The organism is Phytohabitans houttuyneae, assembly GCF_011764425.1.
Taxonomy (GTDB): Bacteria; Actinomycetota; Actinomycetes; order Mycobacteriales; family Micromonosporaceae; genus Phytohabitans; species Phytohabitans houttuyneae.
On record NZ_BLPF01000002.1, the window covers coordinates 355,558 to 382,511 of the forward strand.

17 protein-coding genes and 3 pseudogenes are annotated in these 26,954 nt (G+C 71.7%); 10 read left to right on the forward strand and 10 right to left on the reverse strand.

Annotated features, from left to right (window positions below):
* Positions 1-32 precede the first annotated feature (32 nt).
* From Phou_RS50645 to Phou_RS25210, 5 genes are all read left to right on the forward strand, one after another.
* Entirely contained in the window at positions 33-1,301 is a 1,269-nt protein-coding gene (locus Phou_RS50645; protein WP_178134991.1) for a sensor histidine kinase, read from the forward strand.
* On the forward strand, positions 1,298-1,954 hold the full coding sequence (locus Phou_RS50650) for a response regulator (RefSeq protein WP_178134979.1): 657 nt from the start codon (positions 1,298-1,300) through the stop codon (positions 1,952-1,954). Before Phou_RS50645 ends, Phou_RS50650 begins: the two co-directional genes overlap by 4 nt.
* An 81-nt stretch (positions 1,955-2,035) precedes the next feature.
* Positions 2,036-2,929 carry an ABC transporter ATP-binding protein gene (locus tag Phou_RS25200; protein WP_173059629.1) on the forward strand — a complete coding sequence of 298 codons (894 nt, stop codon included), beginning with the start codon at positions 2,036-2,038 and terminating at the stop codon, positions 2,927-2,929.
* A complete protein-coding gene (locus Phou_RS25205; RefSeq protein WP_173059632.1) occupies positions 2,926-4,005 on the forward strand; it encodes an ABC transporter permease in 1,080 nt (359 codons plus the stop codon). Before Phou_RS25200 ends, Phou_RS25205 begins: the two co-directional genes overlap by 4 nt.
* 104 nt (positions 4,006-4,109) lie before the next feature.
* On the forward strand, positions 4,110-4,868 hold the full coding sequence (locus tag Phou_RS25210) for a winged helix-turn-helix transcriptional regulator (protein ID WP_173059635.1): 759 nt from the start codon (positions 4,110-4,112) through the stop codon (positions 4,866-4,868).
* A 111-nt stretch (positions 4,869-4,979) separates the two neighbouring features.
* Here the strand turns inward: Phou_RS25210 and Phou_RS25215 are convergent, their stop codons facing one another.
* A complete protein-coding gene (locus Phou_RS25215; RefSeq protein ID WP_173059638.1) occupies positions 4,980-6,350 on the reverse strand; it encodes a glycoside hydrolase family 10 protein in 1,371 nt (456 codons plus the stop codon).
* 272 nt (positions 6,351-6,622) lie between these two features.
* Entirely contained in the window at positions 6,623-6,937 is a 315-nt protein-coding gene (locus tag Phou_RS25220) for a CU044_2847 family protein (protein WP_173059641.1), read from the reverse strand.
* A gap of 119 nt (positions 6,938-7,056) precedes the next feature.
* Here Phou_RS25220 and Phou_RS25225 point away from each other — a divergent pair, with 119 nt between their 5' ends.
* Positions 7,057-11,595, forward strand: coding sequence for a serine protease (locus Phou_RS25225; protein WP_173059643.1), 4,539 nt, complete (start codon positions 7,057-7,059; stop codon positions 11,593-11,595).
* 273 nt (positions 11,596-11,868) lie between these two features.
* Here the strand turns inward: Phou_RS25225 and Phou_RS52985 are convergent.
* Positions 11,869-12,045 (reverse strand): annotated as a pseudogene (locus Phou_RS52985) (MarR family winged helix-turn-helix transcriptional regulator); the annotation flags it as partial.
* A 190-nt stretch (positions 12,046-12,235) separates the two neighbouring features.
* On the opposite strand from Phou_RS52985, the gene Phou_RS25235 reads away from it, so the two are divergent.
* Together Phou_RS25235 and Phou_RS25240 are read left to right on the forward strand one after the other, a co-directional pair.
* A complete protein-coding gene (locus Phou_RS25235; protein WP_218579358.1) occupies positions 12,236-13,165 on the forward strand; it encodes an NADP-dependent oxidoreductase in 930 nt (309 codons plus the stop codon).
* A 16-nt stretch (positions 13,166-13,181) separates the two neighbouring features.
* The gene (locus tag Phou_RS25240; RefSeq protein WP_173059649.1) at positions 13,182-14,288 is read left to right on the forward strand and encodes an SGNH/GDSL hydrolase family protein; all 1,107 of its coding nucleotides are present in this window, start codon (positions 13,182-13,184) and stop codon (positions 14,286-14,288) included.
* 27 nt (positions 14,289-14,315) lie between these two features.
* Here Phou_RS25240 and Phou_RS25245 read toward each other — a convergent pair whose 3' ends face one another.
* The 6 genes and pseudogenes from Phou_RS25245 to Phou_RS25265 all read right to left on the reverse strand — a co-directional run bounded on the left by Phou_RS25245 (position 14,316) and on the right by Phou_RS25265 (position 21,230).
* Positions 14,316-14,639 carry a Rieske (2Fe-2S) protein gene (locus Phou_RS25245; RefSeq protein WP_173059652.1) on the reverse strand — a complete coding sequence of 108 codons (324 nt, stop codon included), beginning with the start codon at positions 14,637-14,639 and terminating at the stop codon, positions 14,316-14,318.
* Positions 14,636-17,107, reverse strand: a complete 2,472-nt coding sequence (nirB, locus tag Phou_RS25250) for a nitrite reductase large subunit NirB (protein ID WP_246273857.1) — start codon at positions 17,105-17,107, stop codon at positions 14,636-14,638. The genes Phou_RS25245 and nirB overlap by 4 nt, the downstream gene beginning before the upstream one ends.
* Complete coding sequence (locus Phou_RS25255; protein ID WP_173059655.1) at positions 17,108-17,455, reverse strand: molybdopterin oxidoreductase; 348 nt, start codon at positions 17,453-17,455, stop codon at positions 17,108-17,110.
* Between the two features lies 1 nt (position 17,456).
* Complete coding sequence (locus Phou_RS25260; RefSeq protein WP_503827008.1) at positions 17,457-19,055, reverse strand: molybdopterin oxidoreductase family protein; 1,599 nt, start codon at positions 19,053-19,055, stop codon at positions 17,457-17,459.
* A gap of 95 nt (positions 19,056-19,150) precedes the next feature.
* Positions 19,151-19,549: pseudogene (locus Phou_RS56195) on the reverse strand (molybdopterin-dependent oxidoreductase); the annotation flags it as partial.
* A 202-nt stretch (positions 19,550-19,751) separates the two neighbouring features.
* Positions 19,752-21,230 (reverse strand): S8 family peptidase, encoded by a 1,479-nt coding sequence (locus Phou_RS25265; RefSeq protein WP_173059658.1) that lies wholly within the window; start codon positions 21,228-21,230, stop codon positions 19,752-19,754.
* Between the two features lie 178 nt (positions 21,231-21,408).
* On the opposite strand from Phou_RS25265, the gene Phou_RS25270 reads away from it, so the two are divergent.
* The gene (locus Phou_RS25270) at positions 21,409-23,034 is read left to right on the forward strand and encodes a DUF885 domain-containing protein (protein WP_173059661.1); all 1,626 of its coding nucleotides are present in this window, start codon (positions 21,409-21,411) and stop codon (positions 23,032-23,034) included.
* Positions 23,035-23,065: 31 nt separating this feature from the next.
* Positions 23,066-23,512, forward strand: a complete 447-nt coding sequence (locus Phou_RS25275) for a hypothetical protein (protein ID WP_173059664.1) — start codon at positions 23,066-23,068, stop codon at positions 23,510-23,512.
* Positions 23,513-23,981: 469 nt separating this feature from the next.
* Here the strand turns inward: Phou_RS25275 and Phou_RS52990 are convergent.
* Positions 23,982-25,037: pseudogene (locus Phou_RS52990) on the reverse strand (Hsp70 family protein); the annotation flags it as partial.
* Between the last annotated feature and the right edge of the window lie 1,917 nt (positions 25,038-26,954).

Sequence of the window (26,954 nt, forward strand, 5' to 3'; positions counted from 1 at the left end):
CCGGTACATGTGTCATCGTCGCGGGCATGAGCGTGGAAGCGGCGGCATGGCGTCGGCCCGGGCCGACGGCGAAGCAGCGTCGCAACGACGTGCTCGTCGGGGTGGCGGTGGCGGCGCTGGCACAGCTCAACCTGATGCTGGCGACGAGCGCCGGCCTGCTGCCCCTGGGCGACCCGCCGAGCCGGCCGGAGCAGATCGCGTGGACGCTGGTGATCACGCTGCCGCTGGCGGTGCGCCGGCGGTGGCCGGCCGCGGTGGCGATCGTGATCTCGGTCGCTTTCATCGCGGCTCAGATCCGCCGCTCCCCGGAGCAGCAGGTCACCCAGGGTGCCCTCTCCGCCGCGATCTACACGCTCGGCGCTTGGAGCCGGGATCGGCTGCGCGCCCGGTGGGTACGGATCGCGATAATCGTCGCGATGTTCGCCTGGCTGGGGATCGCGGTCGGCCTCTCCGTGCCCGATGTGCCCGCCGACGCGTTCCCCGACGCCGCCGGTCCCCTTGAGCCGCTGCTCGCGGCCGTCGCCAGCGGGGTCCTGCTGAACGCGCTGTTCTTCGGGTTCGCCTACTTCTTCGGCGAGACCGCCTGGACCTCGGCCCGCCGCCGGCACCAGGTGGAGGTACAGGGGCAGGAGCTGCGCCGGTTGGCGGCGGAGGCCGGCGAGCGGGCGGTGATGGGGGAGCGGGTGCGCATCGCGCGCGAGCTGCACGACGTCGTCGCCCACCATGTGTCGGTGATGGGCGTGCAAGCCTCGGCCACGCGCCGGGTGATGGACCGCGACCCGGCCAAGGCGCGCACCGCGCTCGCCGCGGTCGAGCAGAGCGCCCGCACCGCCGTTGACGAGCTGCGCCGCATGCTCAACCTGCTGCGGTCGACCGGCGCCGACGAGCGGCCGGACGGATCCGGCGTCGACCGCCTCGACGACCTGGTCGGCAACGCCCGCGACGCCGGGCTCACCGCGACGCTGGGCGTCTACGGCGACCCGGTACCGCTTCCCGACTCGCTGTCACAGGCGGCGTACCGGATCGTGCAGGAGGCGGTCACGAACACGCTCAAGCACGCGAACGCGTCCGCGATCGACGTGCGCGTCCGGTACCACGCGGCCGAGCTGGAGATCGACGTCACCGACGACGGCCGCGGCGCCCCGCCCGGCGCACCCGCCGGGCTCGGCCTCGGCCTGATCGGTATGCGGGAGCGGGTCGCCGCACACGACGGCACGCTGGAGACCCACTCCCGCTCCAGCGGCGGCTACCGGGTGCGGGTCCGCTTTCCGCTCGCCGAGTCCCAGGCGGTGGCGGTGTGATCCGGGTGCTGGTGGCCGACGACCACCACCTCGTGCGGACAGGCTTCCGGGTCATCCTCGAGACCGAGGAGGACATCGAGGTGATCGGTGAGGCATCCGACGGGGTACGGGCCGTCGACCTCGCCACCAGCGCCCGTCCCGACGTGGTGCTGATGGATGTGGAGATGCCGGGCATCGACGGGCTCGAAGCGACTCGCCGTATCGTCGCCGCCGACACCGGCCCCGCGGTGCTGATCCTCACCACGTTCGACCGCGACGACTACCTCTTCGCCGCGCTGGAGGCCGGGGCCAGCGGCTTCCTGCTGAAGAACGGCACTCCGGAGGCCCTCATCGACGCCGTGCGCGTGGTCGCGCGCGGCGACGCGCTGCTGGCGCCCGAGATCACCCGCCGGGTCATCGCGACGTTCACCAGGCCGGGCATGGCCGCCCGGACCGACGGTAGGCGGCTGTCCGAGCTGACCCCGCGCGAGCACGAGGTGCTGGTACTGCTGGCCGGCGGCGCGTCCAACGCCGAGATCGCCGCCGCGCTCCAGCTCGGCGAGTCCACCGTCAAGACCCACGTCAGCCGGGTGCTCACCAAGCTGAGCCTGCGAGACCGCACCCAGGCCGTCGTGTTCGCGTACGAGCACGGGGTGGTTACGCCGCGCGGCTGACCCGGGTCCGTCGCGCGGGGGACCCCGACGATCGATCCAGCGTCGGACGCGCCGGCCCGCGGGCCTGCATAGCGTCGAGGCATGACACAGTTGCTGCGTCTCGACGGGCTGAACCGGGCCTTCGGCGAGCGGCAGGCCCTCAAAGACGTCACGTTCGACGTGGCGCCGGGACGGCTGACCGGATTTGTCGGCGCCAACGGCGCTGGCAAGACCACCACCATGCGGATCGTCCTCGGGGTGCTCGCCGCCGATTCCGGCACGGTGACCTGGGGCGGCGCCCCGCTCACCAAGGCCGACCGGCGGCACTTCGGCTACATGCCGGAGGAGCGCGGCCTCTACCCCAAGATGACCGTCCGGGAGCAGCTGACGTACCTCGGCCGGCTGCACGGCCTCGCCGCCGGCGCGGTCGCGCGGAACATGGCCGGCCTGCTCGACCGGCTCGGGATCGGCGAGCGGGCCGACGAGCAACTGGAGAAGCTGTCGCTGGGCAACCAGCAGCGGGCCCAGATCGCGGCCGCTCTGGTGCACGAGCCGGAACTGCTGGTACTCGACGAGCCGTTCTCCGGCCTGGACCCGATCGCCGTGGACACCGTCGTGACCGTGCTGCGCGAGCAGACCGCCCGCGGTGTGCCGGTGCTGTTCTCCAGCCACCAGCTGGACGTGGTCGAGCGGCTCTGCGACGACCTCGTCATCATCGGCGACGGCGCCATCATCGCCGCCGGCCGCCGTGACGAGATCCGCGCCGCGTACGCCCTGCCCAGGTACGAGATCCGGGTCGACGGCGACGCCGGTTGGCTGCGCGACCAGCCCGGCGTGACCATGGTCGACCTCGACGGGCCGTACGCGGTGTTCGACCTTGCCGCCGGGGTCGAGGACCAGTCCGTGTTGAAGGCGGCGCTCGCGCGTGGAGCGGTGCGCGCGTTCGCCCCCGTCGCGCCGTCGCTGGCCGAGATCTTCCGGGAGGTCGCACGATGACCACGTTCGACATCGTCCGCCTTGTCGCCGCCCGGGAGATCCGGGTCAAGCTGCGTGACAAGACGTTCCTCGTGAGCACTGCCATCTTCCTGCTCGTCGTGGTCGCCTCGACGGTGCTGCCCGGGTTCTTCGGAGAGGGCGGCCCCTCGTCGGTGGCCGCCACCCCCGGCCCGGCCGCCACCGCGTTGGCCAGCGCCGGCCTCGACGTCCGTACCGTCGCCGACGACGCCTCGGCCGAGCGGCTCGTCCGCGAGGGCGACGTCGACGCGGCCGTGGTCGCCGGCCCGCGCGTGCTGGCCATGGAGGACGCGCCCTCCGACGTCGTGGAGGCGCTCAGCGCGCAGCCACCCGTCCAGTTGCTCGAGCCGAGCACCGTCAACGAGACGGTCGCGTTCCTGGTCCCGTACGCGTTCGCGTTCGTCTTCTTCATCACCTCACTGACCTTCGGGCTGCAGATCGCCCAGAGCGTCACCGAGGAGAAGCAGACCCGTGTGGTGGAGATCCTGGTCGCGACGATCCCGGTGCGCGCGCTGCTGGCCGGCAAGGTCGTCGGCGGCGCGGTGCTCGCTTTCGGGCAGATCGCGCTGATCACGGTGGTGGGCGTCGTCGGCGCCTGGCTGGGCGGCGCGCCGGGCGACGTACTGTCGCTGCTCGGCCCGGCGATCGCGTGGTTCATCCCGTTCTTCGTCGTCGGCTTCGTGATGCTGGCGGCCCTGTGGGCGGCCGTCGGCGCGCTGGTCAACCGCCAGGAGGACATCGCCGGAGCGTCGATGCCCATCCAGATAGCGATGATGCTGCCGTTCTTCGCGGTGATCGTCCTGCAGGACAACCCGGTGGCGATCAAAATTCTGTCGTACCTGCCGGTGTCCTCACCGACGGCGATGCCCTCCCGGCTGTTCGACGGGCAGGCCGCGGGGTGGGAGCCGCTGCTGTCCCTCGCGATCCTGGCTCTGACCTCGGCGGCGATGGTGGTCGTCGGCGCCCGGATCTACGAGGGCTCGCTGCTGCGCACCAACGGTCGCACCAAGATGGCGGCCGCCTGGCGGGACCGCGAGGCGGCCCGGCTGGCCGGCTGACCGCTTCTTTGGAGCGTAGAGATACGTGCGGACTACCAGAACCGAAACATTTGCCCGGGAGGCTGTCTGTTAGACGGACGCTGACAGCCGAGAGGTGGGACCACGTGGAGATCCTGGTACTGACCGCCGAGACCGGCGGTGAGCAGGCGAGCCGGGTGCTCCCCGCACTCGAACTGCTGCCGCACTCGGTGCGCTACGCCGGTCACGACGCATCGGCGCTGGACGCCGGCCCCTATCCGCATGTCGTGCTGGTCGACGCGCGGCGGTCGCTGGCCGATGCGCGCGACGCCTGCCGGGTGCTCCGGGCCACCCGCGTGCGGGTGCCGCTGCTCGCCGTGGTGCAGGAGGCCGGCCTGGCCGCCGTCTCCGCGGACTGGGGAATCGACGACGTGGTGCTTTCCACCGCCGGCCCGGCCGAGGTCGAGGCGCGGCTGCGGCTGCTCGTAGACCGGGCGACGGGCCGGCCGGACGCCACCGCCCACGGGCTCATCAGCAGCGGTGACCTCGCCATCAATCCCGAGACCTACGCCGCGAAGCTCAAGGGGCGGCCGCTCGACCTGACATACAAAGAGTTCGAGCTGTTGAAGTTTCTCGCGCAGCATCCGGGTCGGGTGTTCACCCGAGACCAGTTGCTGCGCGAGGTGTGGGGCTACGACTACTTCGGCGGCCACCGCACGGTCGACGTGCACGTGCGGCGGCTGCGCGCGAAGCTCGGCACCGAGTACGAGTCGATGATCGGTACGGTGCGCCAGGTCGGGTACAAGCTGGTGCTCCCACCGTCGGCCGACGCACAGGCAGTCATCGACGACCTGGAAGCCGCCTGGCAGATGGCGACGCACGTCGATGGCGCGACTATGGGTTGACGGCGATGCCGCCCCACTCTGAGGCCATCGTTGCGCACTCATGGCGCAGGCCGTGCGCGGTGAACGGGTTCGCCACGCACGGCCGACGGCGGATAGCCAGGCTCAGGGCACCTAGCCCGCGGTGCAGGACCTGATCTGCGGGCGGGCGCTGGAGTTGCCGTTCATCATCGTGGTGAAGCCGAAGGTGTTGCTGCCGTTGGAGCGGACGGTCATGACGTTGCCGCTGCTGTCCCAGCTGAAGCTGCCGCTCCAAGTGGTGGAGACCTTCTGCGGCGCGGTGATGGCCACGACCACGGACCACGTGCTGGCGCCGCTGACGGTCACGGAGGTGTTGTACCGGTCGCCCCATACGGTGCCGGGCGTGATCGTCGCGGTGCAGTTGCCGCTGGGCGGCGGGGTGGTGGGGTTGCCGGTCGGCGGCGGGGTGGTGACCGGGTTGGTCGGGGTGGTGCCGTTGTTCAGCGCGGCGAGCACCGCGTCGTAAGCCGCCTTCTTCTGGCCACTGCCGTTGAACAGCAGCGGGCTCTCACCGGAACGCCACGAGTCCGAGTCGCGGATGCCCCACACCGTGATGCCCTTGCAGCGGGCGACCGCGAGGCAGTCGTTTGTCACGTTGCGGTACGCGTCCGACGGCGCGTTGCGGATGTCCAGCTCAGTGATGTGCACGTCGACGCCGAGCGCGGCGAAGCTGGACAGCGTGGTGCGGTAGTTGCTGGGGTAGTTGGAGCCGCCGGTGAAGTGGGACTGCAGGCCGACGCAGTCGATCGGCACGCCGCGGCTCCGGAAGTCCTGGACCATGCGGTAGACGGCTTGGGTCTTCGCGTCGTTCCAGTTGTCGATGTTGTAGTCGTTGTAGCAGAGCTGGGCGTTGGGGTCGGCGGCATCCGCGGCGCGGAAGGCGGCCTCGATCCAGTCGTTGCCCGTGCGCTGCAGGTTGGAGTCGCGCCGGGCGCCGCTGCTGCCGTCGGCGAAGGCCTCGTTGACGACGTCCCACCAGGCGATCTGGCCGCGGAAGTGGGTGGCGACCTGGGTGACGTGGTTGAGCATCGCGTTGCGCAGGGTGCTGCCGGACATGTTCTGCATCCAGCCGGGCTGCTGGGAGTGCCAGGCCAGCGTGTGCCCGCGCACCTGCATGTTGCGGGAGCGGGCGTGCTGCACGATCCGGTCGGCGTTTCCGTAGCTGAACTGCCCCTGCTGCGGCTCGGTGGCGTCGATCTTCATTTCGTTTTCCGGCGTGACCTGGTTGAACTCACGGTTCAAGATCGTCGTGTACGCCGAGTCGCTGAGCCTGCTCGCGGCGACAGCAGTGCCGAAGTAGCGTCCGCTCCGCTCGGCGGCGGACGCGCCCAGCGTGGTGGCCGCCTGCGCCGATGACGTGACCATCACGGCGGCCCCGACGAGCAGGCCCATCGCGGCTGCCAGCAGTGCCGCTGTTCGGCGCCATGTTCTGGCTGGCGCGTTAACGCTAACGGCTTCGCGCATCGGTATTTCCTTCCTTCGTGGGCGTGGGGAATCGGGCGGTCAGGCGGAACCATCGCTCTGCCCAGCCCGCACGGCGCAGGTTACGGAAAAGTTGCGTTAAATTCAAGGCTGCTGATGTGCTCATGAATCGGCTCGACCGTGGCAAGCCGCAGGTCAGGAGCGGAAACGGCAGCGGGAACCGGCCCGAGAAGTGGACCGGACAGGTGTGCGCGGGAGCCTGGTGGCGCGGATGCCGCTCCAGCCCTTGGGCGGCAGGTCGCCGCCGGGTGAGGCTACGGGCGCTCCCACTCCAGGCGGACCAGGACGGATGCCTCACCGGTGGCTTTGGCCAGGATGCTCGTCAAGCCGCTGGTCTCGACCGCCAGCTTGAGTCCAAACTCGACGCCGTAGCGGCGCGGCGGGTCCGGCAGGGCGTTCTTCAGCGTCTCGGACATGAACTGGCTGATCCGCACGATGTCGCCGCGGACGTCCTCCAGGCTGAGCCGCCGGCTGCCCGCGTCGCCGCCGGCCGAAGGGGTCGTGACCTCGGCGCGGATGGTGGAGCCGTCCGGAAGCTCGATAGGGACAATCCTGGTGAACTCCGGCATGTGCCCCTACTTCGCTTCGGTCCGATGGCTGCCTGGACTATCGCACGCCCCCGCGCGGTCGGAGAAGATGTGGCTCGTACAAGGGGGGAATCCGGTCGATGGCTCTGCAGGTGTCCTCAATGGCCGACGTGGTACGCGCGTCGTCCGTGTCGTTGTGGGACGGCGAGCAGTTCCTGGGCAGCGGGTTCTTTGTGGAGCCTCATCTGGTGGTGACCTGCGCGCACGTCGTGTGGCGGCGCCCCGACCGCATCGCCGTGCGGTGGCGCGAGCACCTGCTCGACGGCGACGTGGTGGTGCGCCACCCGCCCGAACACGGCGGTGGAGACTACTACGCCCACCCGGATGTCGCGTTCGTGCGGGTCGCCGCCGCGCCGGACCATCCTGTCGCGCGGTTGGCCAGCGACGTCAGCGTTCCGCCGGAGCTGCTGGCGTACGGGTTCAGCGCCGCCACGCCGGACGCCGGGGTCGCGCCGGACACGCTGCGGCTGACGGTCGTCGGCCGCAGCGGGCAGTTCCTGCGGCTCAAGGACGACGAGATCGTCGACGGCATGAGCGGGTCGCCGGCGCTCGATCCGCGTACCGGCCTCGTGTACGGCCTGGTCAAGGCCTCGCGCGACTACGGCGGTCCGCGCGGCGGGTGGATCGTGCAGGCGACGGACGTCGCGCTCGTGCGCAGCAGCCACGCGGCCGTCCTCGGGCCGCCGGCCGATCCGACCCATCCGCGGCTGCGGCCGGCACCCGGCAGTGCCCTGCACGACCTGCTCGTGGCCCAGCGCCGCGCGGCCGAGCGGCTGCCGTACCGGCTCGTCGACGGCCCCGCCCCACCACTGTCCACGATCTACGTGCGGCAGCGCGCGGCGCCACGCTACGCCGGCCCGCGCTCGGACGTGCCGGTCCGCTCGGTGTCCGAGGTGCTGCGGCGGCACCGGCACACGCTCGTGGTCGGCGGGCCGGGTGCCGGCAAGTCGGCACTGGTACAGCACATCGTCGCGGAGACCGCCGGATGGTGGCTGGACGGCGGCGGCGAGGCGGCTGCGCCGTACGGCCCGGCGCTCACCCTGCGGGTGCCGGCCACCGCGATGTTGGGCCGGCGCCCGTGGCTGGAGCTGCTCGCCGGGGCCGTGGAGCGGGACCTGTCCGACTATCTCGACCGGGGCGTCGACCCGCAGACCCTCGACCCCGCGGCGACGCCCGGCATCGAGTGGCTGCTGCTGGTGGACGGCCTGGACGAGGTGTACGACCGCGACCAGCGGCAGCGGCTCATCGACGCGCTCGGGCACCGGGTGGCGGAGTACGGCTCGGCGTGGCGGTTTCTCGTGACCAGCCGGCCGCTGTTCGGGGCGGAGCTGGCCGGCCTTGGCGCGCATCTGCCCGACCCGGCCGCCGAGCCGAGGTTCGGCGACTACGAGCTGCGCCAGTTCGACCCGCCCGGGCTGCGGCGCTTCGCCAGGGCGTGGTTCACGGTGCGTACGCCGGAGCGCGCCGAGAACAACGCGACGACCTTCCTCGAGGAGGTCGACCACCGGCGGCTCGATCCGTTGGTACGGGTGCCGTTGCTCGCGACGATCGCCGCCGTGGTGTTCGAGGGCCACCCGGACGGGCCGCTGCCGATGAGCCGCACCGGGCTCTACGAGCGCTTCGTGGCCAACCTCGTGTATACCCGGCAGCGCCGCCAGGACCTTCGCCAGGCGCTGACCGACCAGCTGGCCGTCTACGCGCCGGGCGCGACAAGGGTCGTGGACCTGCTCTTCGACCGGACCCAGGAGTGGCTGGAGGAGGTGGCCCACCACCGGCTGGCCTCCGGCGAGGAGACCACGACCACCGCGCTCGCCCAGCGGTGGCTCGACCGGCAGCCCGGCGGCGCGCCGGAGGTACCGGAGCTGGCCCGGCACCTGCGCGCCATGCTGCTGGGCACCGGCCTGCTGACCGTGTCCGGTGAGGACGTGCGGTTCATCCACCGGGGCTTCGCCGAGTACCTCGCCGCCGGGTACAGCGTCCGCCACGACTGGAACGAGCGGGAGTGGCTGCGCCGGGTGCGCCGGGACGGCATCACCAACCTCGACATGTTCCGGCTGGCCCGGTGGGCCGACGCGGGCAACGACGCGGCGCCTGTGCTGCGGCGCCTGCTGCGCGTGCGGCCGCACGCCCGGCCGCCGTTCGTGCGCCGCCCCCAGCTGCTGGACTTCGGCACGATCCTGCGGGACGGCCTGCCACTGCCCGAGCAGTCGGTCGACGGGCTCGTCGCCGCAGGGTTCACCGCGGTGCGGCGGCTGCGCGTGGTGGACGAGAGCGCGCTGCCCGCGCTGACGTACGTCCTGCGGTGCCTGAACGCCCGGTCCGCGGGCCCGGCGAGGCTCGTCCAGCTGGCCCGCGACCGGCGGGTCGCGCCGATCAAGCGCGTGGCGGCGGCGCGGGCATTGATCATGACCGGCGCGCGGGACGATCGGCGGGCGGCCGTCGACGCGCTCCACGGCATCGTCACGAACACGCCGCCCGGGGACACCGGTGGGCTGTGGGCGACGTACACCCTCGCTCTGGTCGGCGACGCGGATGCGCGGCGACGCGCGATCGGCCGCCTCGCCCGGGACGCCGTGGCCGAAGGCGACCCGGAAAGCCGGGTCCGGGCCACGCTCTTTCTCGCCGAGCTGGGTCACGGCGCGATCGCCGACCAGCGGCTGCTCGTCCGAGCGGTGAGCCCGAGCCTGCCACGGTCCATGCGGGTGGAAGCGGTCGAGACGCTGCGCCTGGCCGGGCCGGCGAGCGGCGGCGCACCGGTCGTCGAACGGCTGGCCGACGTGTGGCAGCAGTTTCGGGCGGCCAACCTGACCAGGGCCGGCCGGCTGGCGGCCACCGGCCAGCGGGCGGAGACGGAAACGATCGACGCCGACGACGCCAGCGGGCTCGCGGAGGGCGCCGCACGGCTCGCCGACCACGATCCTGCCGCGGCCGAACGCATCCTCGTCGCCGCGCGCGCCGAGGGCGGCCTCAGCGACGCCGTCCTGGCGGTCGTCGAGGAGCGCCTGACCAGGAGCGGTCACCACGCCACCGCCACGGCGATCGTGCCGGAGGCGGAAACCCTGATCGGCAACCGGCCGCCGGCGTGGGAGCACGCGGTCCGGGCGGTCGACCGCGCCGTCGCCGCCGAGGAGCGGCTGGAGGCGGCCGTCGCCCTCGCGTCGTACCGCGCGGAGCGGCAGACCGCCGAATGGTTGCAGATGGCGTGGCACACCGACCCGGCCGTCCCGATCATCCACAAAATCGAAGCCACGCTCGAGCTTGCCCGTCACCGGGGCCACTACGACCTCGCCAACGACCTGCTCCGCACCCACGCCGGCGACCGGCGCCTGTCCCGCTGGCAACGCCTCGCCGCGCGGCTCGGGGGTGTCGCGCTCGACCTCGACGAGCTCACCGTGTACCTCAGCGGCGGCCCGCCGCTCGGCTGGCGCCATCCTTCGCTCGCGTGGATAGCCCGCCACTCCGACCCGGAGCAGCCGGTACGCCGGGCGCTGCTGCGAGGCTGGCTGCGCCACAGCGGCGAGAGCACCGACGCCCTCGCGCGGGCGGTCGCGGCCGCGTCTTCCCGCGAGGTGGCCGAGGCCCTGAGGACCGCACTGTCCGAAAAGGACGATCCAGCGCCGGTGCCGGCGGCACCCGATGAAGGGGACCTGGCGTCGGCGCGGCGCGCGATGAGCGCCCGCGCCGAAAGCCTCCGGATCGTCCTGGCGGCCGGGATGCTCAACGACGACTGGGCCGACCGCTCCCTCGCGGCCAGCATCGGGGACGACGCGGCGGACCGCGCGGACGCCGCCCTGGTCGAGGTGGTCACCGATCCCGCCGCCGCCGCGCGGCACGACCGCCGGCTGGCCCGGGCCCGCACCGCCCTCCGATGCCCGTGGTACGCCCGCCTTCTCGCCGAGATGGTGGACGTCACGGGCCCGCAGCGGGCCGCCCGGCTGGCCCTGGGCGTCGCGCTGCGCCGCGAGGCCGAGGCGTACGTGGCCGGTCGCCGCCGGCCGGTCCGACTCCCTTCGCTGCCGGCCTGGCGCGCGGCGAGGCAGACCCTGCGGCGTGACGCCACGCGCATCACGCTGGCCGTGCTCGCCGCCTATGCCACCACCTTCGCCGGCGCGGCCGCGGCCCTGCTCGGTGACGGCCTGCTCACCGTCGCGCTCGTCGCGCGCGTCGCCGAGGTACAGGCCCAGCTCGCGCTGCCGGTCCTCGTCGTGCTGGGCTGCCTGCTCGTCCGACCGGCCCGCTCGCTCGCCGCCGAGCACCGCACCCGCCTTGTGCTGCTGGCCGCCGGTGGGCTGGCCGCCTTCATGGCCAGGCCCGAGGCCGGCACGCCGCTGCGCGTCCCCGCGTGGCCGGGCATCGAGGACGGGCTGCGCCGGCTTGACGCGTTCGTGGTGGACCACCTGCCGCTGGCGTCCAAGGATCTCGCGCTGGCCGTCACCGTCGCCGGCATCGTCACCGCCATCGCCGCCCTCAACCTGCACTTCGCGACCAGCGCGGCCCGCCGACCCACCGCTCTCCGCACGGCCGTCCGGGCCGTGCTCCTCGCGGCCACCGCCTGGTGGGTACTCGCACTGAGCCCCAGCGACCTGTGGGCGGCGGTCAGGTCGCTCGCTTCCGTCTTCGCCTCGGCCGGCCTTCCCTGAGCTCGCTGTCTGCTGATCACCGGCGCTTGCGGGGGCGGCGGAGCGGGGCGGCTGGGCGCGCATGTTGTCGCGTACCCGGGTCATGATGTCGCCGAGGTGGTGCAGGTCGTCCTCGGTGAGCGGGTCGAGCAGCAGGCGGCGGACGACCTGGACGTGACCGGGCAGGATCTGGCCGAAGAGGGCCAGACCCTTCTCGGTGATGGTCACCAGGGTGGCGCGCTCGTCGTCGGGGCTCGACGTGCGGGTGATGAGGCCGGCCTTCTCCAGCAGCCCCGCCTGGTAGGTCAGGCCGCTGCGGCTGTAGACGACGCCGTCGGCCAGTTGCGTCATGGTCAGTTGACCGTTGTCGGCGGCGAGGCGCGCCAGCAGTTGAAACTGGACCGTGGAGATGTCCGCCTCGGCGCGCAGGTGCTGCTCCACCTGGTGCTGGAGCAGGCTGACGGCTTCCATGAGCGCGAAGTAGGCCCCAGCTGCTGGGGGTCGAGCGCTTGGGGGTCGCCGTCCGTCATCCGTTTCACGGTACAGCTTCGAATCTGAAGCATTGTGCCGGGCGTCACTGCCCTCTTCTCTTTGCTTCGAAGTCGAAGCGGATTAGCTTCGACTTCGAAGCAATCGACATTGGGGAGGGCTCGTGAAAGCGATGCGTTACCACTCGTACGGCAGCAGCGACGTGCTGGTCTACGAGGATGCGGACGATCCGGTGGCCGGCCCGGGACAGGTGGTGGTGCGGGTGGCCGGCACCTCGTTCAACCTCCTGGACGCCGCCGTGCGCGCGGGCCTGCTGCGGGAGGTGTTTCCGGTCGCCTTCCCGCACGTGCCGAACATCGACGTCGCGGGCGTCATCACCGAGGTCGGGGAGGGCGTCAGCGGCTGGCGCGCCGGGGACACGGTGATCGCGATCCTGCCGGCCACCGTGCCCGGCGCAGCCGCCGAGTACGTCGCCGTGCCGGTCGACGTGCTGGCCGCGGCTCCGCGCACGGGACAGCTGGCCGACGCCGCGGCGCTACCCGTGGGCGGGCTGACGGCCTGGCAGGCGGTGTTCGAGCACGCCGCCGTGACGGCGGGGCAGCACGTCCTGATCAACGGCGCGGGCGGCGGAGTGGGCGGGTATGCCGTCCAGCTCGCCGCGCGGGCCGGTGCCGCCGTGACCGCGACCGCGAGCGCGCGCAGCCGCGAGCGGATCCGCTCGTACGGCGCGGACCGGATCGTCGACTACACCGCCACCCCGATCCTGGAGGCGGTGGCCGGGCAGCGGTTCGACGCGGTGCTGAACCTGGCGACCACCAGCCCGGAGCAGACCGCGCGGCTGGTGGACCTGGTCGCCGACGGCGGCGTCTTCGTCAGCACCACCACGCCCGGGCCGGCGGACCCGGGACGCGGGGTACGGACCGTGCGCGTCTTCGTGCGCGGCGACGCGGCACAGCTCGCCGAGCTTGTCGCCCGCGTCGACGCCGGAGACCTGAAGATCGACGTGGCCGAGCGGCGGCCGCTGACCGACCTGGCCGCCGTCCACGACGAGGCCGTCGCCGGGCAGCTGCCCGGCAAGACAATTCTCACGACTTCCCTTTAGGACGATTGGAGCGGACATGAGCTGGACCGCCGGCTTCCGCAGCGCAGTGATCAGTCCCTACGAGCAGATCCAGCTCAGCGAGCCGCGGGGCTTCGCCGACCAGACGGTGCGCCAGGTGCTCCACATGGCCGGCGGCGGCGAACGCGTCCGCGTCCACCTGACCAACCGGTACGGTCGCGCGCCCTTGACCATCGGGGCCGCGGCCGTCGCCACCGGGCGCGAGCAGGCCGCCGTCCTCTTCGACGGCGCCGAGAAGCTCACCATCCCGGCGGGGCAGGAGGCCGTCAGCGACCCGGTGGAGGTGGCCGTCGCCGGCGGCGCCGACCTTGTCCTCACGCTCTACCTGCCCGAGCGCACCGGCCTGGCCACCTACTCCCACATGCCCATGCAGGTCGCGTACGTGGCCGGCGGAAACCACGTCACGTCCGCCGGACTGCCCGAGGCCGAAGAGGTCGAAGCCAGGTTCTACGTTTCGGGCGTCGACGTGTTCACCCCGGCCGAGAGCCCGGTTGCCGTGGCTTTCGGCGACTCCTGGTTCGAGGGGGTCGGCTCGACGACCGGCGCCAACAACCGCTCCGTGGACTACCTCAACCGCCGGCTCACCCGGGGATGGGTGGTCAACCAGGGCATCGCCGGAAACCGACTCCTGCGCGACGAGGTCGGTGAGCACGCACTGGCCCGGTTCGAGCGCGACGTGCTCTCGGTGCCCGGCGTGACCCACGTGCTCGTCCACTTCGGAATCAACGACCTCGGCCTGCCCGGCATGGCCGGCGAACCTCCGGCCACCGCGGACGCGCTCATCGCGGGCTTCACGACCCTCGCCGACCGCGCCCACAAGGCCGGGCTGACGATCCTCGCCGCCACCATCGGCCCGTTCGCCGGCGCCATCTATCCCGGGGTCAGTACCCCGGCGGGGCTGGCCGTCCGCCGCGAGGTCAACGACTGGATCCGCACCACCGACACGTTCGACGCCGTCTTCGACGTGGCCCGGGCCGTCGAAAACCCGCAAGCCCCCGACTACATCCACCCCGCCCTGGACACCGGCGACGGCATGCACCTCAACGACGACGGCGCCCGCGCGATGGCCGGCGCCGTCGACCTGACCACCATCGACCGGCGCTGATCCGGCCCGCGGCCTCCTCGTCAAGAGCTAGTCGGGCAGGCCGACGACCAGTTCGCCCTCGTCGTCGACGCGCACGGGGTAGACCGCCAGCGGCGGCTGCCCGGTCTTCGAGCAGCCGGTCGCCAGGTCGAAGACGTGCTGATGCATAGGGCAGATGACCACCGCGGAGTCGGCGATGCCATCCGCGATCGGACCGCCGGCGTGCGGGCAGACGGCCGAGACGGCGCGCAGCGAACCGTCCCGCAGCCGGAAGACGGCCACCATCGTGGCACCGGCCGCGTAGGCGCGGCCCTCGCCGACCGGCAGGTCCGCCGCCGGCCCGACCCGAAACTCGACGAGGTGGGCGGTCATGCGGGGTCCCGCTCCCGGACCGGCACCACGGGCAGTGGCAGCAGCGGGAGGGCGGTGCGGAACTGGCCCGCCGTCGCCGGTGCCGCGCCCTCCTTCCACGGGTCCGTGTAGGCGGCCACCGCTGCCGCCATCCGTTCGTCGAGACCGGCGGCGAGGCCGTCGCTGTCATCGACGATGAGCGACCGGATCGTCTCGATCCCGATCCGGGGGACGAACGCGTACGTGCGTTCCAGCCAGTTGGCGTTTTCGCGGTAGTACTGCAGGAACCGGCCGGTGAGCGTGATCACCTCGTCCGGGCTGTCCACTGTGGCCAGCAGGTCGCCCTTGCGCACGTGCGCGCCGGCCGCGCCGCCGACGTAGATTTCCCACCGCCCGCCGTCGATGGCGACGACGCCGAGGTCCTTGACGTACGCCTCGGCGCAGTTGCGCGGGCAGCCCGTCACGGCGAGCTTCATCTTGGCCGGGCTCTCCAGCCCTTGGAAGCGGGACTCGATGGCGATGCCGAGCGTGGTGGAGTCGCCGACGCCGAAGCGGCAGAACTCGCTGCCCACGCAGGTCTTCACCGTACGCATGCTCTTGGCGTAGGCGTACCCGGACGGCATGTCGAGGTCGGCCCAGACCCGCGGCAGGTCCTCCTTGCGTATGCCGAGGAGATCGATGCGCTGCCCGCCGGTGACCTTCACCATCGGCACCTGGTACTTGTCGGCCACGTCGGCGATCCGGCGCAGCTGGTCGGGAGTGGTGACCCCGCCCTTCATCTGCGGTACGACCGAGAACGTGCCGTCACGCTGGATGTTGGCGTGCACGCGGTCGTTGATGAACCGGGCGCCGCGCTCGTCCTGGTACTCCTCGCCCCACATCATGCGCAGCAGCGAGACCAGCCCCATCTTGCTCTTCGCGTCTTCACGGCCGCCGGCCAACGCGTCGAAGACCGCCGAGACGCTTTTGAGGCCCTGCGCGCGGATCGCCGCCATCAAGGCCGGCTTGTCCATGGGTACGCCTGGGACGTACCAGGTGGCGGTGGGGTCCTCCTCGACCGTGCCGCCGGCGGCCCACTCCACGATCTGCGCGACGAGCGACTTGCAGGAGCCGCAGCCCTTGCCGGCGCGGGTCGCGTCCATCACGCCGCCGACCGTCTTGACACCACTGTGGACGGTGGTCACGAGGTCGCCCTTGCTGACGCCGTTGCAGTTGCACACCTGGGCGCCGTCGTCGAGCTCGGCGGCGGACTCCTCGGCCGGCGGCCCGCCGAGGTCGAACAGCAGGCGCACCCGCTCCTCCGGCAACGGCAGGCCCCGATCGAACGCCTGCATGAGGAAGCCCACCTTGCTGACGTCGCCGAGCAGCGTCGCACCGATGAGCCGGTCGTCGCGGACGATGACGCTCTTGTAGACGCCGCGCCGCGGCTCGGAGTACACCACGAACTCGTCGTCGTCGCGCTCGGGTGTGGTGATGCCCATGGCGGCCACGTCGACACCGGCGACCTTGAGCTTGGTGGCGGTGCGGGAGCCGTGGTAGGCGGCGGTGCGGTCGCGGCCGGTGATCTGGTCGGCGAGTACCCTGGCCTGCTCCCATAGCGGTGCCACGAGACCGTACGTCTGGCCGCGGTGCTGCACACACTCGCCCACCGCGTAGATGTCCGTCTCGTCGAGCACGCGCATGTGGTCGTCGACAAGGATCGCGCGTTCCACCGGCAGGCCGCTCAGCGCGGCCACCTCCACGTTGGCGCGGATGCCGGCGGCGACGACGACCATGTCGCTGGGGATGGTGCGGCCGTCGGCCAGGCGTACCCCCTCGACCCGGTCCCGGCCCACGACGGCGACGGTGCGCGCCGAGACCTCGACAGTGATACCCAGGCTCTCCACGTTGCGCCGGAGGATCGCGCCGGCCTGAGCATCGAGCTGGGCGTTCATCAGCGTGGCCGCCGAGTGCAGGAGTGTGACCTGGACGCCGTGCTGCTGAAGGCCGCGGGCCGCCTCCAGGCCCAGCAGGCCGCCGCCGATGACGACGGCCCGCTCGTGGTCGCGCGCGTAGCGGATCATCGCCCGGGTGTCGTCGATGGTGCGGAACGTGAACACGCCCTGGTGGTAGCCGCGCCGTGGATGATGCATCCCGTCGATCGGCGGGACATAGGGACGACTGCCTGTCGCGATGATGAGCTTGTCGTACGGCGTCACGGTGCCGTCGGCCGCGCGTACCACGCGTGCGAACCGGTCGATCCGCTCCACTCGCACGCCGGCCCGCAGTGTGATGCCGTTCTCCTCGTACCAGGGCAGGCTGTTGAGGAAGATGTCGGCCTCGTCCTCGACGCCCGAGAGCACATTGGACAGCAGGATGCGGTTGTAGTTGCCGTACGGCTCTTCGCCGAACATCGTGATGGCGAAGCGCTCCCGGCCGCCCCGATCCAGGATCTCCTCCACGGTGCGGGCGCCGGCCATACCGTTGCCGATGACCACCAGACGTTCCACTCAAACCTCCACGAGCCCGAGGTCGACCACGACGGCGCCGCCGACACCTTCCGGCGCGGCGAGGTGCAGCTCGATCACCGTGCCGCTGTCGAGGTCTTCGACCACCCGCAGCGGCACGTGCACGTCGCCCTTCGCGCCGATCGGGAAGTACCGCATCGGCGTTCCGTCGCGCATCAGCACCACGTAGATCAGCTCGCCGGTCGAGTTGCCGCCGCGGAAGTAGACCGGCTGGGTGACCACGCCGTCCGGGACCGTGTACGAGAGCGCGTCCGCGATGGGGAAGGGCGACTCGAGCCCCTTGCCCTCGAAGGGATAGACGCCTTGCAGAAACCTCGATGTGGACTCCACGTCAACTGTCCCTTCTGGACGGTGCAGGCAAGTGCACCGGCGGCGGTGTGGCGGGGGAGCGGTCGTCGGGGCCGCCCACCCGGCGGAGGGCGACGGCGCAGACCTTGAACGCGGGCATCTTGGAGTGCCGGTCGAGCGTCGGGTCGGTCAGCGCGTTGGCGCTGGCCAGGCCGCCCCAGTGAAAGGGGGCGAACACGGTGTCCGGCCGGATGGTGTCGGTGAGGGAGGCGCGGAAGACGGCGGTACCCCGGCGGGTGTGCAGCTCGACCAGATCGGCGGCCTCGATGCCCAGCCGGCGGGCCAGGTCCGGATGGAGCTCCACCTTCGGGTCGTCGGCGCTCAGCCGCAGTGAGCGGGAACGGCGGGTCTGGTTGCCGCTCTGGTACTGCTGCATGATCCGGCCGGTGGTCAGCAGGTACGGGTAGTCCTGGTCGGGCGGCTCGGCCGGCTCGCGGTGGTCCACCTTGAGGAAGCGGGCACGCCCATCTGGCGTCGGGAACCGCTCGGCGAACAGCCGCGGCGTCCCCGGGTGCTCGGCCGCCGGGCACGGCCAGAAGACGCCTTGTTCGGCGTCGATCCGCTCGTACGAGATGCCGGCGTAGTCGGCGATCCCGCCGGCGCTGGCCCGGCGCAGCTCGTCGAAGACGGTGCGCGGATCGGCCGAGAAGCTCGCGTTGCCGAGCCGGCCGGCGAGCGCGGCCAGCGTCGACAGGTCGTCGAGGACGCCGTCGGGAGGAGGCTTCGCCCGCCGCCGCCGGATCACCCGACCCTCCAGGTTGGTCATCGTGCCCTCCTCTTCCGCCCACTGCGCGGTGGGGAGTACGACGTCGGCCAGCGCGGCGGTGTCGGAGAGGAAGATGTCGGACACGGCCAGGAAGTCCAGCGCGGCCAGGCGTTCGCGGACCCGGTTGCGGTCCGGGGCGGAGACGATGATGTTGGAGGCGAACACGAGCAGGGCATGCACCCCGCCGGGCGTGCCAAACCTGTCGATCATCTCTACCGCCGACACTCCGGGCCCGGGCAGGTCGCCCGGATCCACACCCCAGACGCCGGCGACGTGCGCCCGGGCGTCGGGGTCGTCGATCCGGCGGTAGCCCGGCAGCTGGTCGGCCTTCTGCCCGTGCTCCCGGCCGCCCTGGCCGTTGCCCTGGCCGGTGATCGTCCCGTAGCCGGAGGCCGCCCGTCCTGGAAGGCCGAGCGCGAGCGCCAGGTTGATGTACGCCTGGGCGGTGTCGGTGCCGTTGCTGTGCTGTTCCGCGCCGCGGGCGGTGAGGATCATCGCGGACCGTGCGGTCCCCAGCAGCCGCACGGTCCGGCGCAGCAGCGCCTCGCCCACCCCGGTTATCCGCTCCACCCGGTCGGGCCACCACGCGGCCACCGCCGCCCGGACCGCGTCGAACCCTGTCGTGCGGCCGTCCACGTACGCCTTGTCGACGTACCCTTCGCGGATCGCGATGTGCAGCAACCCGTTCGCCAGTGCGAGGTCGGTGCCGGGGGTCGGCTGCAGATGCAGGGCGGCGCCCCGGGCGGTGGCGGTCTTCCGCGGGTCCACCACGATGTGCACCGCACCCGCCGCCCGGCCCGCGTCGAAGAACTGCATCGCCGGCGGCATCGTGTCGGCCGGATTGCTGCCCCCAGCAGGACCACCTGCGCGTCGGCGATGTCGTTGACCGGAAACGGCAGCCCTCGGTCGACCCCGAACGCCCGGTTGGCGGCGGTCGCCGCGGAGGACATGCAGAACCGGCCGTTGTAGTCGATGTGCGGCGTCCGCAACGCCACCCGCGCGAACTTGCCCAGCTGGTACGCCTTCTCGTTGGTCAGCCCGCCACCGCCGAAGCATCCGACGCCGGCCGCACCGTACGTTCTCTGTGCCCGCTGGATCTCGGCAGTGATCAGGTCGAGCGCCTCGTCCCAACCAGCAGGCCGCAAAGGGCTCGAACGATCGCCCGGGACGTCGCGTACCAGCGGGGTGGTCAGCCGGTCGGCGTGGGTCAGCAGCTCAGCGGCGCTCCAGCCCTTGGCGCAAAGACCGCCGAGGTTGGTCGGAAACTCGATCGGCTCGATGATCGGCGCTCGCGGCGGATCGACCCGCATGCCCACGCCGCATTGGAGCGAGCAGTACGGGCAATGGGTCTCCACCGCCGCGCCCACGCCGTGACCATCGCGACAGTACGTTACCCGTGTGTACCGTCACCGTTACGCCGCAGTCGCCAAATGCTAAGCGTTAATGAACCGCCATTGCCCGCGCACAAGACGGCGCCCCCGCCCGAGGGCAGGGGCGCCGTCTTGTGGTCGGTTACCGGACGACGTCGTACGCGTTCACGTTGCCCGCGCCGTAGAAGCTGGTGCGCTGGCCGCCGCTGCACGTGGCCTCGTACCCGTCCAGCAGCGGTACCGGGTTGTAGACGCCCGCCGGGCAGGTCAGCGGGTTGGCGGTGCGCTCCAGCAGCGCCGCGAGCTGTCCCGGCCGCAGGCCCGGGTGGGCCGACAGGGCCAGCGCGGCCACGCCCGCGGCGTGCGGGCCGGACATCGAGGTGCCCTGCTTGTACCCCCAGCCGTTGGTCTTCGTCGTGGTGTTGAACGTCGTCGACAGGATCGCGTCGGTCAGCGTGGAGCGCGCGCCCTGGGTGCGGAAGCGGGTGTCGCCGCCGGGTGCGGTCACGTCGACCACGCCGAGACCGTACGAGGAGTAGTAGCTCTTCTGCTCGGTCGGCCCGACCGCCGAGACGGTCAGCACGCCGGGCGCCTCGGCCGGCAGGTCCAGGCAGGCGGCGGTGACGGTACGGTCCTCCACCGGGCCGCTGCCGTCGTTCGGGCTGCCGCTGTCCACGGCGGTGTGCGCGAGGTCGATGTTGGAGTTGCCGGCCGACGCGACGTTCAGCACGCCCTGGCTCTGCGAGTACCGGATGGCCCGCTGCACGGCCTGCCACACCGGCCGCTGCCGGGCGTCGTTACGGCAGTTGAACTCCCACGGGTCGATGTAGTAGCTGTTGTTGGTCACCTGCATGCCGTGCTCGGCCGCCCACATGAAGCCGCAGACCGCCGCCTCCGGGTAGATGAAGCCGGCGTCGTTGACGACCTTGACCGCGGCGACCTTGACGCCCGGTGCCACACCGGCGACACCGACCCCGTTGATCGCGGCGGCGATGGTGCCGGCGACGTGGGTGCCGTGGTCGGAGGTGGTGGGGTTCCACGCGGCCTCGCTGGTGTCGGCCACGCCGCCGAGGCAGGACGCGCTCTTGTCCTTGGCGATCTGGCTGGCCAGGTCGGGGTGGCTGCTGGAGATGCCGCTGTCCAGCACGCCGACGACAACGTTCGGGTCGCCGGTGGTGACCGCGTGCGCCTGCGGCACCTCGATCTGCGGCATGTCCCACTGCTGGCCGAACAGCGGCTCCCCGGTGGGGTCGCCGGTCGCGGCCTGGACCGCCGAGCCGACCTCGGCCAGCGTCTGCCCCTCGTCCAGCGCCGTGCCGAGCCCGGTGGTGGCGGCGACCGCCTCGACGCCGGGAACGGCCGCGTCGCGGGCGAAGTCGGGGTTGGCGGAGCGGGCGACAAGAACGCCGATCTGGTCGTAGGCGGCCACGACCGTGCCACCGGCGGCGGCCACCGCGGCGGCGGCCGCGGCGGTCGAGCCGCCGTCCGGCGCGAGGACGAGGAAGCTGGCGTCCGCTCCAGCGGCGCCAGCCGCGGGTACGGCGGTGGCCGCGGCGACGGCCGTAGCGCCCAGCACCGCTGCGGACGCGGCGGCAAGCGCCTTTCGACGGATGGATCTCACAGGTACTCCCATCGGGTAAGGGACAGCACGGCACCGGCCGGGTGCGACCGGGGCCACAGCGTGAAAGGCGCTGGACAGCTCCCGGCTGTTACAGGCAGGGCTCTCACCGCCCCGCGGGGCGGGAGATCCGGTTCCTGAAAGCGTTTAGGGTGGGCGTGACGATGGGAGCCGCACACCGATGGACACCTTGGCCCGGCTGGGCGACGAGTACTTTCGCCTGCATTTCGCCGCCGACCCGTTCGAAGCCGGCGTGTTCGGCGTGCCCGGCTATGACGCCGAGGTGCCCGACCCGAGTCGTGCCGCCGCCGCGCGGCTGGCCGGCGAGCTGGCCCGGGTCGCGGCGGAGCTTGCCACCGTCGACCGCGACGCCCTCGCCCCTGAGGACCGGATCAGTCACGCGATCCTGAGCCGGCTGCTGCGCGACCAGCAGCAGCGGCTGCGCGACGGAGCCACCGAGGTCGCCGTCACCGCGAGCATCGCCGGGCCGTTCGCGCAGGTGGTGGCGAGCGTGCCGGCGGCGACCGGTTCGAACGAGGCGTACCTGGCCCGGCTGGAGAAGCTGGGCGGCTTCTTCGACCGGCACGTCGAGCGGTACCGGCAGGCCGCGGCCGACGGCCGCTTCCCGACCGAGCTCGGCGTGCGCCAGGCGGTCGCCCAAATCGACGCTTACCTCGCCACGCCCATCACGCGCGACCCCCTGCTGCGACCGGACGGACAGGACGCCCGCGCCACCGAGATCATCAATTCGGGGGTACGCCCGGCGCTGACGCGTTTCCGGACTGCGCTCGCCGAGCACCTGCTGCCCGTCGGGCGGGACGGCGAGCGGGTCGGGCTGTGCCACGTGCCCGGCGGTGCCGAGGCCTACCGCACTTTGGTCGGTGCCTACACCACCACCGAGCTCGGACCGGAGGAGATTCACCAGATCGGCCTCGATCTTGTGGCGGAGCTGCGGGCGGAGTTCGCCGAGCGTGGCGGCCGGACGCTGGGGATCAGCGACGTCGACGAGGTTCTCGGGCGGCTGCGCGAGGATCCCGGCCTTCGGTTCGGCGCCGCCCAGGAGATCGTGGACACCGTCACCGGCGCCCTGCGGCGGGCCGAGGAGGCCGCGCCGGACTGGTTCGACACCTACGACATCGCTCCGTGCGTGGTGCGCGAGATGGATCCGGCCGAGGCGGAAAACTCGGTGCTCGGCTACTACGTCGCACCCGCCGCGGACGGCTCGCGGCCGGGCACGCACGTGGTGAACACCTACCGGCCGGACCTGCGGGCCCGGTTCGAGTACGAGGTGCTGGCTTTCCACGAGAGCGTCCCCGGGCATCACCTGCAGGTCGCGGTCGCCCAGTCGCGCGACGACCTGCCGCGGTTCCGGCGCTTCGCGTTCTTCGACGCGCACGGCGAGGGCTGGGGGCTGTACACGGAGCGGCTGAGCGACGAGATGGGGCTGTACACAAGCGACCTGAGCCGGCTCGGCATGGTGTCCTTCGACGCGTGGCGGGCGTGCCGCCTCGTGGTCGACACCGGCATGCACCACCTCGGCTGGTCCCGCGAGCGGGCCATCGCGTACATGCGCGGCAACACGGCGCTGTCCGAGACCAACATCGCCAACGAGGTCGACCGGTACATCGCGATGCCGGGGCAGGCGCTGGCGTACATGATCGGGCGGCTGCGCATCCGGCAGCTCCGCGATCGCGCACAGGCGGTACTCGGGCCGGCGTTCGACATACGCGCGTTCCACCACGAGGTGCTCGCCCACGGGCCGCTGCCGCTGGACACGCTGGAGGAGCTGGTCTCCACCCCGGTGTAGGCTGGCGTGCCCCACCGAGGGAGAGTCGGCGATGGATCAGCTCCGAAGGCGCTTCGTCCAGCTCAACATCGCGGTGATCGTCTTCCACGTCGTCACCACGGTGATCTGCGTGGCGGCGCGCTGGCCCGCGCAGTTCGGCGGTGCGGGTGACCCGGACAACGTGGCCGGCGAGATGTGGCTGCGCGGCACCGCGATCGGCGCACCGGTCGTCCTGACCGTCGCCTTGGCGCTGGCGACGCTCGCCGCCGCCCGGCCAGGCAGGATCGGCACCGCGGGCACGATAGCGATCGTCATCCTCTCGCTAATGATCATCGTCGGCGGCAGCGGCGAGGCGTTCGGCGCGCCCAGCCCGGACGTGCCCACCGCAGTCCTGATCTTCAGCGGCGTCGTGAACGTCGTCCTCAGCCTCGTCACGCTCTACCTGGCGTACCAGCTCCTGCGCGCCTCACGCGCCGTCACCGCGCCCCACGGAGGGTGAGTATCGCCCAGGGTGGCCGGCAGAGGCCGCACGGGGTGAAGCCCAGCTCGATCGCCTCGCCGATCGGCAGCGCTTCACCCTCGCGGGACAGCAGATGCCTGCACAGCTCCAGGTGGTAGCGGGGGCGCCCGTCCACGACGTGCACGTCGACGTTTCGCCCGTTCAGTCGGATGGTGTCCGCCAGTGAGACCGGCATCGCGGCGGGCTCGTCGGGTTCCGGATCGTCTGTCGGGTCGTCCCAGGCGACAGGAGTCTCGAAGGCCGTCCGCGCCGCGCGGACCCGGTCGACGTCGCGGCTTGTCAGGGCGGAGCGGAGCTCCGTCAGGGCCTTGTCGACTCTGTTTCTGAGCGTGCCTGGATCGAAGCCGCGTGCCGCGAGGTACCTCGACATTGTTCGCTCGAAGTCGGCGGCCTCGCTGAGGACCTCCCGCTCGCTGAGACCGACCTCGGTGGTTCCGCCGCGGCCCGCGACCGCGCCGCCGACGGCCACGACTTCGTCGGGGTTGACGCCCTTGTTGGCTTCCCGGCCGGTGAGCTGCTTGACCAGGTCGGAGACGGCGGGCATCCGGGTGGAGCCGCCGACCAGGATCACGTGGTCGACGTCGGCGACCTTGACCCCGGCGTCCTTGATCGCCTGCTCGAACGGGCCCTTGCAGCGGTCCAGCAGATCCTGCGTCATCCGCTGGAACTCCGACCGGCTCAAGTTCACATCCAGGTGCAGCGGCGCCGACGGGCTGCCGTCCGAACCGGCCGGACCCGCCGTGATGTACGGCAGGTTGATACTGGTCGTGGTCGCCGCGGACAGCTCGATCTTGGCCTTCTCGGCAGCTTCCTTGAGCCGCTGCATGGCCATCTTGTCCTGCGAGAGGTCCACACCGTGCTGGCCACGGAACGTCTTGACCAGGTGATCGATCACCCGCTCGTCCCAGTCGTCACCACCGAGGTGGTTGTCACCACTGGTCGACTTGACCTCGATGACACCCTCACCCAACTCCAGCAACGACACGTCGAACGTGCCACCACCGAGGTCGAAGACCAGAACCGTCTGCTCCTTGGTGCCCTTGTCCAACCCGTACGCCAACGCCGCCGCGGTCGGCTCGTTGACAATCCGCAGCACGTTGAACCCGGCGATCTCGCCGGCCTCCTTCGTCGCGGTGCGCTGCGCGTCGTTGAAGTACGCCGGAACCGTGATCACCGCATCGGTGATCCGCTCACCCAGGTACGACTCAGCATCCCGCTTGAGCTTCATCAACACCCGCGCCGAAATCTCCTGCGGCGTGTACTTCTTACCGTCGATGTCGATGGTCCAGTTCGAACCCATCTCCCGCTTGACCGAACGAATCGTCCGGTCCGGGTTCGTCACCGCCTGCCGCTTGGCAACCTCACCAACGAGCACCTCACCATTACGGGCGAACGCGACGATCGACGGCGTAGTGCGCGATCCCTCGGCGTTCGCGATGACGGTGGGCTCGCCACCCTCGAGCACGCTTACGACGCAGTTCGTGTCGCCGAGGTGGATCCCCACGACACGGCGCGACGCCCGGGCGGCCGCCGGTCCGGCGAAACGTTCGGCGGCAAGGCTGACCGAGCCGATGTCGATCGACTGCCCCGTACTCGCCGGCGTGCCGAGGTGGGGATTCAAACGCAGCGCGTAAACGGCGTGCCCGCTCAACGCGAACACCCCGCCGCCGCGGTCGGTCGCCTGCAACTGCACGATCTCGTCCGGCAGGTTGACCGCGTCGACATACCTCCGGCTGAGCGGCAGCCAGGCGCCTAGAACTCCGCCGGGGTCGCCCGCGATGACGAAAGGGCCGCCGTCAACCGCACCGACGGCCGTGACCAACCGCACCGTCCTGGACGTCAGCGGTATCTGGTCGCCGTCGACCACGACACACGGGTGGTCGCCTCCCTCTCCGAAGTCGTGCAACTCGACAAGGTGGCCGCCAACGCGAACCGACGCCGACCCGGCCACGCCCTGTTCGAGCACCGCCAGGCGGGTGGAGGTCTGCACATCCCACAAGGTCGACCAGCCGGAGTCGGGCACGATCAGGATGGCCGCCCGTCCACCCAGGTCGGCGAAGGAAAGCGCACGGATGGTCGCGTGCACGACGATGGGACTGCCGATCGTGTCACCCGTTTCCAGCGACCGGACCCGGACGGTGGAGTCATAGGTCGCGGACGCGATCACGGGCCGGCCCCAGATGGTGCCGCCGGCGATGGCGGTGATCGCTTTCCCGTCCGCCGAGGCCATTCTCGCGACCCGCTGCCCGTTGCCGGCCCGGACGACCTCGATGCCGCCGTCGCCGTACCCCTTCGCCAGCAGGCGCCGGCTACCGCTGGTGAAGGCGGCGATCACGGTTACCGGAGCCTCGCCGGGCCCGGCCTCGTGCACCCAGAGGAACCTCCACGTCAGCGGTGGTCGCCCGGGGAGCACGGCGAGGTCTGAGGCGAGCCGGCTGGCACCGGTACGCGCCGCGGCGAGCGCGAGCATCTGACGGCGGTCCTGCCGGTCGTCCGGCACACCGATCCGTGTCGCGTTCACATACGCCGCCGCGGCGAGCCGCGCGGACACGCCGGAGGCGGACCCGGCCAGGCCGACGACGGTGGCCGGCTCCGCCTCCAAAAGAAACACGGCATCGCAGAGAAGGTCGTCGACCCGATGTGAATCGATGGCGTGCTCGGCGATGTGGCGCATGACGTAAGGCTCGGCCAGATGCCAGTGCCGGTGGACCGCCGCCGCGCCCTGGTCCGCCACTACCGGCGTCGACGGGACCGAGGTGAGCAGCATGTCGAAGACGCCGCTCGCATCCTCCGGACGGCGCAGATGGTCGGCCATGCCTTGATGGAAAAGCCGGTACCGCGCCGTGCCGTCCACTTCCGCGCTGTGCCGCAGATAGAACCGTGCCGCGTCGAGTGCCTGGAGGATGACCTGCACATCCGCGATCGGCTTTCCCTCGCTGAAGACCGTGGCGACATGCCGGATGAGCTGTGCCGGCATCCCGTCGCCGCGCGCGTGAGCGAGTGCGGCAAGCACCGGCCGCAGCCAGGGGTTTGATCCGCGCACCCGGAGGTCGAGGTCGAGCACCTCCGGCAGGGTCCGTGGAATGGAGTTGCCGAGGCTGCGGGCTTCATCGGGGCTGTGCAGCGCGTTCGGGTACGCCTTGAGCACGTGATGGGTGAACAGCCCGGCGACGAGAAACGCGCCCCACTGCTGGTCGGATTCGCCACTGGTCAGCGCTTCGGCTATCGCGCGGGCGAGAGTGTGCGCCGCCCCTTCGGCGTCCAGGTTGTCCCACCGCGGGTCGTGCAGCAGAAGCCGCGAGACGTACTGCTGGACGTCGCGGCGCAGGCGTACGACCGGCACGCTGTCCAGGTCGAGCAGACCCTTCCCCTCCTCGGCGGCCCGGCGCAGCTCTTCGAACTCGCGCCACGGTCGCATCCC

Excerpts from the sequence above, each read along its gene's own strand:
- Phou_RS25200 (WP_173059629.1), top strand. The coding sequence starts at position 2,036 with ATGACACAGTTGCTGCGTCTCGACGGGCTGAACCGGGCCTTCGGCGAG.
- Phou_RS25205 (WP_173059632.1), top strand. The coding sequence starts at position 2,926 with ATGACCACGTTCGACATCGTCCGCCTTGTCGCCGCCCGGGAGATCCGG.
- Phou_RS25215 (WP_173059638.1), bottom strand. The coding sequence starts at position 6,350 with ATGCGCGAAGCCGTTAGCGTTAACGCGCCAGCCAGAACATGGCGCCGA.
- Phou_RS25220 (WP_173059641.1), bottom strand. The coding sequence starts at position 6,937 with ATGCCGGAGTTCACCAGGATTGTCCCTATCGAGCTTCCGGACGGCTCC.
- Phou_RS25225 (WP_173059643.1), top strand. The coding sequence starts at position 7,057 with ATGGCCGACGTGGTACGCGCGTCGTCCGTGTCGTTGTGGGACGGCGAG.
- Phou_RS25235 (WP_218579358.1), top strand. The coding sequence starts at position 12,236 with ATGCGTTACCACTCGTACGGCAGCAGCGACGTGCTGGTCTACGAGGAT.
- Phou_RS25240 (WP_173059649.1), top strand. The coding sequence starts at position 13,182 with ATGAGCTGGACCGCCGGCTTCCGCAGCGCAGTGATCAGTCCCTACGAG.
- Phou_RS25245 (WP_173059652.1), bottom strand. The coding sequence starts at position 14,639 with ATGACCGCCCACCTCGTCGAGTTTCGGGTCGGGCCGGCGGCGGACCTG.
- Phou_RS25260 (WP_503827008.1), bottom strand. The coding sequence starts at position 19,055 with ATGCAGTTCTTCGACGCGGGCCGGGCGGCGGGTGCGGTGCACATCGTG.
- Phou_RS25270 (WP_173059661.1), top strand. The coding sequence starts at position 21,409 with ATGGACACCTTGGCCCGGCTGGGCGACGAGTACTTTCGCCTGCATTTC.
- Phou_RS25275 (WP_173059664.1), top strand. The coding sequence starts at position 23,066 with ATGGATCAGCTCCGAAGGCGCTTCGTCCAGCTCAACATCGCGGTGATC.